Annotated in this window: 8 protein-coding genes and 1 pseudogene; 6 read left to right on the top strand and 3 right to left on the bottom strand. The window is 62.2% G+C overall.

What is annotated here, in order from left to right; translation table 11 throughout:
* The first annotated feature begins 339 nt into the window (after positions 1-339).
* Together KM176_RS23760 and KM176_RS23755 are read left to right on the top strand one after the other, a co-directional pair.
* A complete protein-coding gene (locus KM176_RS23760; RefSeq protein WP_160897104.1) occupies positions 340-1,335 on the top strand; it encodes an AAA family ATPase in 996 nt (331 codons plus the stop codon).
* 3 nt (positions 1,336-1,338) lie between these two features.
* The gene (locus KM176_RS23755; protein WP_311136201.1) at positions 1,339-3,669 is read left to right on the top strand and encodes a S8 family peptidase; all 2,331 of its coding nucleotides are present in this window, start codon (positions 1,339-1,341) and stop codon (positions 3,667-3,669) included.
* Between the two features lie 186 nt (positions 3,670-3,855).
* Here KM176_RS23755 and KM176_RS23750 read toward each other — a convergent pair.
* From KM176_RS23750 to KM176_RS23740, 3 genes and pseudogenes are all read right to left on the bottom strand, one after another.
* Positions 3,856-3,966 (bottom strand): annotated as a pseudogene (locus tag KM176_RS23750) (transposase domain-containing protein); the annotation flags it as partial.
* Positions 3,967-4,102: 136 nt separating this feature from the next.
* The gene (locus KM176_RS23745; protein WP_160897105.1) at positions 4,103-4,522 is read right to left on the bottom strand and encodes a type II toxin-antitoxin system PemK/MazF family toxin; all 420 of its coding nucleotides are present in this window, start codon (positions 4,520-4,522) and stop codon (positions 4,103-4,105) included.
* Positions 4,512-4,754, bottom strand: a complete 243-nt coding sequence (locus tag KM176_RS23740; RefSeq protein ID WP_160897106.1) for a type II toxin-antitoxin system Phd/YefM family antitoxin — start codon at positions 4,752-4,754, stop codon at positions 4,512-4,514. Before KM176_RS23740 ends, KM176_RS23745 begins: the two co-directional genes overlap by 11 nt.
* Before the next feature lie 379 nt (positions 4,755-5,133).
* Between KM176_RS23740 and KM176_RS23735 the strand changes: the two genes are divergently transcribed.
* From KM176_RS23735 to KM176_RS23720, 4 genes are all read left to right on the top strand, one after another.
* The gene (locus tag KM176_RS23735; protein WP_160897107.1) at positions 5,134-5,547 is read left to right on the top strand and encodes a hypothetical protein; all 414 of its coding nucleotides are present in this window, start codon (positions 5,134-5,136) and stop codon (positions 5,545-5,547) included.
* Positions 5,548-5,572: 25 nt separating this feature from the next.
* Positions 5,573-6,283: a ParB/RepB/Spo0J family partition protein gene (locus KM176_RS23730; RefSeq protein ID WP_160897108.1), complete on the top strand. Its 711-nt coding sequence runs from the start codon at positions 5,573-5,575 to the stop codon at positions 6,281-6,283.
* Complete coding sequence (locus tag KM176_RS23725) at positions 6,280-6,543, top strand: hypothetical protein (RefSeq protein WP_160897109.1); 264 nt, start codon at positions 6,280-6,282, stop codon at positions 6,541-6,543. Before KM176_RS23730 ends, KM176_RS23725 begins: the two co-directional genes overlap by 4 nt.
* A 122-nt stretch (positions 6,544-6,665) precedes the next feature.
* On the top strand, positions 6,666-7,448 hold the full coding sequence (locus tag KM176_RS23720; protein WP_160897110.1) for a hypothetical protein: 783 nt from the start codon (positions 6,666-6,668) through the stop codon (positions 7,446-7,448).
* The last annotated feature ends 11 nt before the right edge of the window (positions 7,449-7,459 follow it).

Below are 7,459 nucleotides of genomic sequence, written 5' to 3'. Positions count from 1 at the left end.
GGCCTGCATAGGTGGTAACCACAGCGTAACGGCAATAGCCAAAAGGTTCCGAAGCGGACCTACGGGCACCACAGCGGCCGACACGCTCTGGTGAGACGGTCTGCCGAGCGGAGACGGCTCGAACCGGTCATGCGGCGGCGCGACCGGCTCCTCGCCCAGGTGAACCGTGTTCACGGGGCGTGGACGGCCCATTGCAGCCATTCACACACCCACACCCCAACGTCCGAAGTGCGATATTCCGCTTGGTTTTCCGCTACAATGTCCGGGGCCATCAGGGAAACATCAACACTGGTCAGAAGCTGCCAATGCAGGTATCTTCAACCAAAACACGAGGCGAGCATGGCACGCGGTGAACTGGTAAAAAAAATGCTTGCGAGCTATGGCCACGAGGAAGAGTTCCGCGCGGTTGTCGAGCAAATTATCTCCGAAGAGGAGAAGAAGAACAATCGCGTGTTGGCGCGCAGCCTTCGAAAAACGTTGGACAATATCGGCACTGCAACGCGGTCTGCCGCCGGCCTTTCGCGCTTGGTGCCATTCCCGGATGAGGCCAATGACTTCATCCAGCGAATGGAGCCGGCGCACGGCCCTCAGGATATTCTGCTGTCTCCGGAGAACACTGAGCTCTTTCTCGGTCTGATCCGGGAGTTCCGGCAGGCAGACCGGATCAGGCGTCACGGATTGCCAGTGCGATCTAAGCTTCTTTTCTGCGGGCCGCCGGGGACCGGCAAGACCCTGTGCGCCGAAGTCTTCGCCAACGAGCTGGGACTGCCCTTCTTTCATGTCCGGCTCGACAGCCTGATTTCCTCTTATCTGGGCGAGACCGCGACGAATATCCGCAAGACGTTTGAATTTGCCCGCCGGCAGCCTTGTGTACTGTTTTTCGATGAGTTCGATGCGATTGCCCGCTCCCGTGAAGAGGCCGGCGAACACAGCGAACTCCGCCGCGTGGTCAACAGTCTGCTGATCTTCATCGAACAGATTCAGCCGGGCGGCTTTCTGATTGCGGCAACCAATCTGGACGGACATCTCGATCCGGCTGTGTGGCGGCGGTTCGATGAAATCGTCTGGTTCGATGCGCCGGACGCGGCGATGGTGCGCAAGTATCTGGTTCATGCTTTCCGCAATGTCCGGGCGTCGTTCGATCCGGTCGGTTATGCCGAGCAGCTTCAGGGGTATTCCTATGCGGACCTCGAGCGGGTCTGCGTCCAGGCAATGAAGCTGTCGGTCCTCGGCGGCAACAAGGCAGTTTCGGACAAGGACTTCCGTGAAGCGATGCGGGATGCGAGGCGACGGCTGACTCGCAAACAGAAGCTGGAAGCGCAGGCCGGGGAGTAGGTCGTGCCGCGTCATCAGCATCTGCCGCTGCTGCGGCTGCCGGAGACGATGGAACGGCGAAAAAACGGCTTTCCCGGGCCGACACCATCCCGCGATGGCGGCTATGGTGGCCGCGTTCGCAGGCAGGTCGAAGAAGCCGTCCGGACCCAGCAGGAAAGCCGGCCACTTCAGTTCGTTGATCCTTCGCTGATCCTGCGGGTGCAAATGCAGGGGATGCTGCTCGAAGCGGACTGGGAAGCGCTCGGACTAACGCTTCTGTCCAGCGACGAAGACCGCAACATTGTCCTGTTCTCATCCGAGGGCGATCTCTCCGCGTTTCTGCAACGGCTCGAAGCCTATGACGGGCCTGTTCCGGAAGGTCAGCGGGGAAGACGCTATGAAGGATTCGTCACGCGGATCGAGAATGTCGGCACACTGACGCCCCGCGACCGGCTCGGTGTCCGCCTCAGGGAAGCCGGTTTCAGCGAAGCTGATGACTTGGTAAGCGACGAGGTTTACACAGTCGATATTGAGCTCTGGGACTTTGGCGGACGGCCTGCACGGGAACGCAAGGCCCGGGAAATCGAGGACTTCATCATCGGCAGCGATGCGGAAGTCTTCGATGTCTACATAGGTCCGTCGATTACCATGATGCGAGTACGGGCTCCCGGACGGGTGCTGCGGCCGCTTCTGGCCGTGCCCGAGGTCGCATTCATTGATCTGCCGCCGGAGCCGGACCTCGAAGCGTCTGACTTTGTGCAGATGACCCTCGAGAACGCACCGGAGATTCTGCCGCCGGAAGCCGGCGCTCCGGTCATCGGCGTGCTGGACAGCGGTCTCAATGAACATCCGTTCCTAGAGGGGATCGTCGCAGAACGAAGAGCTTTCCCGGCTGAACTCGGAACCGCCGATGTCTGGGGCCACGGCACGCGGGTCGGGGGCGTTGCCCTGTTCGGCGACCTGAGAGACCGGCTGCGGAACGGAAGGCTGCAGCCGGTCGGGCGACTGGTTTCCGCGAAAGTGGTGCAGGACAACGGTGACTTTTATGAGCGCCGGACGCTCCCGCGTCAGATGCGCGAGGCAATCACTCAGCTGCACCGGGACTATAACTGCCGCATTTTCGTCATCTCGCTTGGAGACGTCCGTGCGCGTTACGAACCCGGTCGGGTCGGTCCCTGGGCGGCAACGCTCGATGAACTGGCACGCGAACTCGACGTGCTGATATTCGTGTCCGCCGGCAACCGTGCCCCGCGTGGCGGATCGTCAGTCGAGCAGGCCATCACGGAATATCCGGCATATCTGCTCGAAGCGGCGAACCGGCTCTGCGAACCGGCTGGAGCCAGTAACGTCATCACAGTGGGGGCACTGGCCAACGGGACCGGTCTCGGAGCAAGGCATGAACGGGATGCCCATATCCGGCCGATCACTCAGGCACTCGAGCCTTCTCCCTTCTCCCGCTCGGGCCCCGGCGCGGGAGGTATCCGCAAACCCGATTTCGCTGACATTGGCGGAACGCTGGTTTTTGACGCTCCCTCAGCCAGTCTGCAGTCGGCACCGCAAATTCCGGAAGCCGGCGTCATTACGCTGAACCATGAATTCACCAGGCAGCTCCTGACAAGCGGTAAGGGAACCTCCTACGCCGCGCCGATGCTCGCCAACAAAGCTGCGGAACTCCTGCGGCTGTTCCCAACAGCTTCCGCAAACCTGATACGGGCACTTCTTGCGGGGGCATCCAGCGTCCCCGATGCATGCGCCCGCCGTCTGGCAGGTATGGATGCGGCCGACCAGGCACGTGTCTGCGGCCTCGGGATGGTGGACACGCTGCGGGCCGCCTATTCCGACGATCACCGGGTGATCCTGTATGCGGAGGACCGTCTGAGCATCAACCATTTCGCGGTCTATCGCGTGCCGGTGCCGCCGGAGTTTCAGGGGAACGGCCGCAGAACCATCCGCGTCTCTCTGGCGTTCGATCCTCCTGTCCGGCGGACCCGAGCAGAGTACATCGGCACGAAGATGAACTTCCGGCTTCTGCGCGGCTGTCCCTCCGCCGAAGTGTTCTCTCACTTCCGCTCGAGAACGGCGGAGGAAGGTGATCCGCCGGACATTCCGAACAGGTTCAAGTGCGGCCTCGAGCCCGGTCCGAACAGCCGGGACGGGCAGACGCTGCAAACCGCAGCGAAGACCTTTGTCCAGGACACGGCAAGCTATGGCGATGAATATTATCTCGTAGTCCGTTGCGCCGGCGGCTGGGCCGAGCCGCAGGAAGTCGCCCAGAATTTCGCGATCGTGGTTGAGCTAGAGCACCAGTCTCCCATCCAGCTGTATGCAAGATTGAGACAGCGAGTGCGGGCATAAGAAGCCCGAAGAAGTCGGGAGCTTGCCAAGGCAAGTCACGCTTGCGAGCTTTTTGAAAGCAGACGTTCGCGCGATCAGCAGCGAAGGTCGGCTCTCCGCCCTTCGGGTAGGTGACTGCTTCCAAATCGCGCCAGGTGCGTCCCGGTGACAAGGCCGGAAGTAGCCTTTCGGTAACCGGTGTTCCGATCACCGCCGCCGGTTCCAAGGCAGAAGATCCGGCACGCGTGATGCCGTCGTATTGGGAGGCATGGCCAGAACATCAGCAAGCCAAGCCTGCGGTTCCATGCCGTTCATCTCGCCGTCCTCTCCGCTTCCGTAGCTTACATCTCCACGACTTTGGCACATCGCGATGCCGCCTGGGAGGCCGACAACCATTCCATCTGTCCAACTTAGGTTTGCGGGGCTGGTCCAGGCGCTTTCCAGTGGCCCTAATCTAACCTCGATTTGAGAGACCCAGACGACCAGCCGCACGCACCTGCTGAATGCCGCGCAAGATGCTATCGGTGAAGGTAGGGCTGAATGCACCCCGGGGCGAGCGATCCTCGATCACATAGGACGTTTCGAGAATATCGGCATTCAACTCGTCCAGCATAACCCAGAGAGGCACATTGGTATCAAGCCGTGCCCGGCGGGCCTCAGTTTCAGGGATCGCAAGGAAAGTACGGCCTTTGGTCGGCGCTTTGCTGGTGATCGGCGCGATGAAGAGGACGTGCTTTCCATTCTTGTTGACCACAACAAGGGCAACGCAACTCGGTCGCTTCTTTCGACCTTCGGTTTCCCCGCGCTCAGTCTGCCATTTCCAAAGGAAGTGGTAGTCGAATACCTGACCCGGGCTAGGGAAATCAGCGGCCACGGAAATGATCCGCGATCCCGTCGTCTAGGAGAGCGCCAAGATCATCGGGCATGTCGGTTACATCGAGGGCGACCTGTGAAGTCTGGCCCGAGGTCAGGGCCTCGAAGCGGTCGATAGACATGACAACAAACCGTGGCTTGCGGTGCTTGGTGATCGCGACCGGGGCGATGGTGGCCGCCTCGAACAGATCACCTGTGTTGCGGGTCAGATCGCTGGCGGGAAACTGTTTCATAGGGACTCTCCGGGCAGACGGCACTTTTCCATAATATACAGAATTTCTGAATATTCTGCAATCCCTTGAAAGTGCCCCTACCGAAGCGAAGCCGGCACTGTCCAGGTACGGCCACCAGAACGAAGAGATCGACCGATCGCAACGAAAAAGCTCGCCCCGGGCTTCCCGTCCTGGCGGGCAAACAGCAGCGTAGAAGCTCTTTGTAAACCGAGTGAAACCGCGTGGTTTCTCCACAATTTCCGCATATCTCGAAGACCGTTTTATATTTAATAAACAGTCAGTTATAGTCATTTTTTCTTGGAGGTATGCCCCCAAAAGGCTAATGTAGCTGTACGGCAGCAGCCAATGGCTGCGCGATACAGCACAGGAGCTGAACCCCATGCAATCGCATGACCGATGGCGCCCTTTGGCGCTTCTGATCCGCCCCATGTCCGACGGCGCGCTGGCCTCTCTGGCCGCCGTCGCGACATGGGAAATCTCGGGTCTCGACGACAAGGGCGAAACCACCTTCGTCTTTGCCAAACATCGCTGCGGGGCTGCGGCTGGCGCCGAACTTGCCAGCCTCTTCCTCGCAGCCGGTGCAACCTGCACCCTCGTTTACCGCGACGCCACGGAGACCGTCAGCGCCACCGGCGCCGATGCCTTCGCAGACCGTCTCGCAGAGGTGATGTGGGACGACATCGAAGCCTCAGAAGACCAGACCGACCCGCCCGACGCCCGCGCTGCCTGCGCGGACGGCCACCCTGTCGATGACCTGCGGTTCGGCTTCCTCGAAGCCGCCCGCCTGATCTGAACTGACCTTCCCCATGGAGAACCACATGAACGCTCGCGCCCCCTTCCCCGCCCTCGACCTGTCCGAAGCCACGGAGGTCTTCCCCCTCGATGCCCTCTACCTCTCGGACATCAACCCGCGCCAGGAGGCCGACGAAGACGGTATCGCCGCTCTGGCCCAATCCCTGATCGCCTGCGGCCTGATCCAGAACCTCTCCGGCCTCCGCGACGCCGAAGGCAAGATCGCCATCGTCGCAGGCGGGCGCCGCCTGCGCGCTCTCCAGATCGCGGTTGCAGAGCGCCCCGATCTGGCCCAGGTCCCGGTCAAGATCGCCCCCGATGAACAGACCGCCGTGGCATGGGCCGCCGCCGAGAACGTTGCCCGCCGCGACATGGAACCGGCGCAGGAAATCTCGGCCTACGACCGGATGCACAAGACCGGCAGCACCCTGTCCCAGATCGCGGCAGCCTTCGGCGTCTCCGAACAGCGGGTGCGCCAGCGCCTGAAACTCGCGAACCTGCCCACTTCCGTTCTGGCCGCACTGGCCGGGAAGAAGCTCTCGCTGGCACAGGCGGCGGCCTTCACGGTCGGGGAAGACCCGGCCCTGATCGAGGAGGTGCTCGACTTTGCCATCCGCCAGAGCTGGAGCGCCACGCCCGAGAACATCAAGGCCCGTCTGCACCCCAAGGCCGGTCCGCCTCGGACCGCCGCGCGGTCTATGTCACCGCCAAGACCTACGAGAAGGCGGGCGGCGTGATCACCCGGGACCTGTTCTCCGAGGACGTGTGGTTAGCTGATCTCGATCTGCTGGAAAAGCTCTTCAAGGAGAAGCTGGAGCGCGCCGCCGCGCGGATCGCCAAGGAAGGCTGGGCGTGGGTCGAGACCACCGACGAACGGGGCTACTACTTCTGGGAAAGCCCCTACGAAAAGGTCGCCGGGAAGCGGGTGCCGCTGAGCGAGGAAGATGCCGCGCGGTTCGAAGAACTCTCGCCCTGTCGGAGACCGAAGACGGCCTGACCGGCGATCAGTCTGCCGAATGGCGCACTCTGGAAGACCGCGCCGCTGCGCGGGAACACACCCCCGAGCAGATCGCGCTCTGCGGCAAGGTCATCTATGTGGATCATGGCGGGAAGCTGGGCATGAGCGGCCCGCTGCTGCGCGCAGAGGAAGCGCAGGCCGCACAGGACAGCGGCGCGGTGGAGCGCGAGATCAGCGCCCGGCTCCTCGAAGTCGAGGACGACAAGCCCGCTCCCAAGAAGCTCGTCTCTGCCGCCCTCTCGGACGATCTGACCGCCATCCAGTTGCACGCCTTCCAGAAGCGGCTGGCGGACACCCCCGAAATGGCGCTCCGGCTGCTGGCGTTCAGCCTGTCGCGTGAGCAAGGCACCCGGAACCTCTTCGGCCTGCGCATCGAGGCGCCCAAAAATCTGCCCTCCGAAACCGATGGGCTCAGCGTGGACGAACGGCTGATGAATGCGCCGGAACCGTCGGTGTTCGAGGTCGATCTGGAAGCGAGCTATGCCGAGTTCTGCCAGAAAAGCGACGACGAGATCATGGCCGCGCTGGTCGCCTCTGCCGTGCGCACCATCGCGGCGGACTTCGGGAGCGCGGGGTACGCAAAGGGCCTCTTCAACGCGGTCGGGACCGCGCTGTCGGTGAACCCCCGCGACATCTGGCGCCCGACCAAGGCCAACTTCTGGGGCCGGATGCCCAAGGGCTATCTGGAAGATACCTTCCGCACCCTGACCGGCCTTGACGAGGACAGCGAGCAGGTCAAGGCTTTTGCCAAGGGCAAGAAGGGCGACGTGGCCGCCAGCATGGAGAAGCTGTTCTCGGACGCGGACTTCCAGATCCTCCTCGGCCTGACCCCGGAGCAGATCGACGTGATCGACAACTGGATGCCCGCGCCCGAAGATCATTGAGCGCAAGCTCG

The organism is Pseudooceanicola endophyticus, from assembly GCF_018760365.1.
Taxonomy (GTDB): Bacteria; Pseudomonadota; Alphaproteobacteria; order Rhodobacterales; family Rhodobacteraceae; genus Pseudooceanicola; species Pseudooceanicola endophyticus.
Note: the sequence above shows the minus strand (reverse complement) of the source record. Positions and strands in the feature narration are given on the sequence as shown.

Bases quoted from the DNA above. Each gene is read 5' to 3' on its own strand.
- KM176_RS23730 (WP_160897108.1), top strand. From the start codon at position 5,573: ATGAACGCTCGCGCCCCCTTCCCCGCCCTCGACCTGTCCGAAGCCACG.
- KM176_RS23735 (WP_160897107.1), top strand. From the start codon at position 5,134: ATGCAATCGCATGACCGATGGCGCCCTTTGGCGCTTCTGATCCGCCCC.
- KM176_RS23740 (WP_160897106.1), bottom strand. From the start codon at position 4,754: ATGAAACAGTTTCCCGCCAGCGATCTGACCCGCAACACAGGTGATCTG.
- KM176_RS23760 (WP_160897104.1), top strand. From the start codon at position 340: ATGGCACGCGGTGAACTGGTAAAAAAAATGCTTGCGAGCTATGGCCAC.
- KM176_RS23720 (WP_160897110.1), top strand. From the start codon at position 6,666: ATGAGCGGCCCGCTGCTGCGCGCAGAGGAAGCGCAGGCCGCACAGGAC.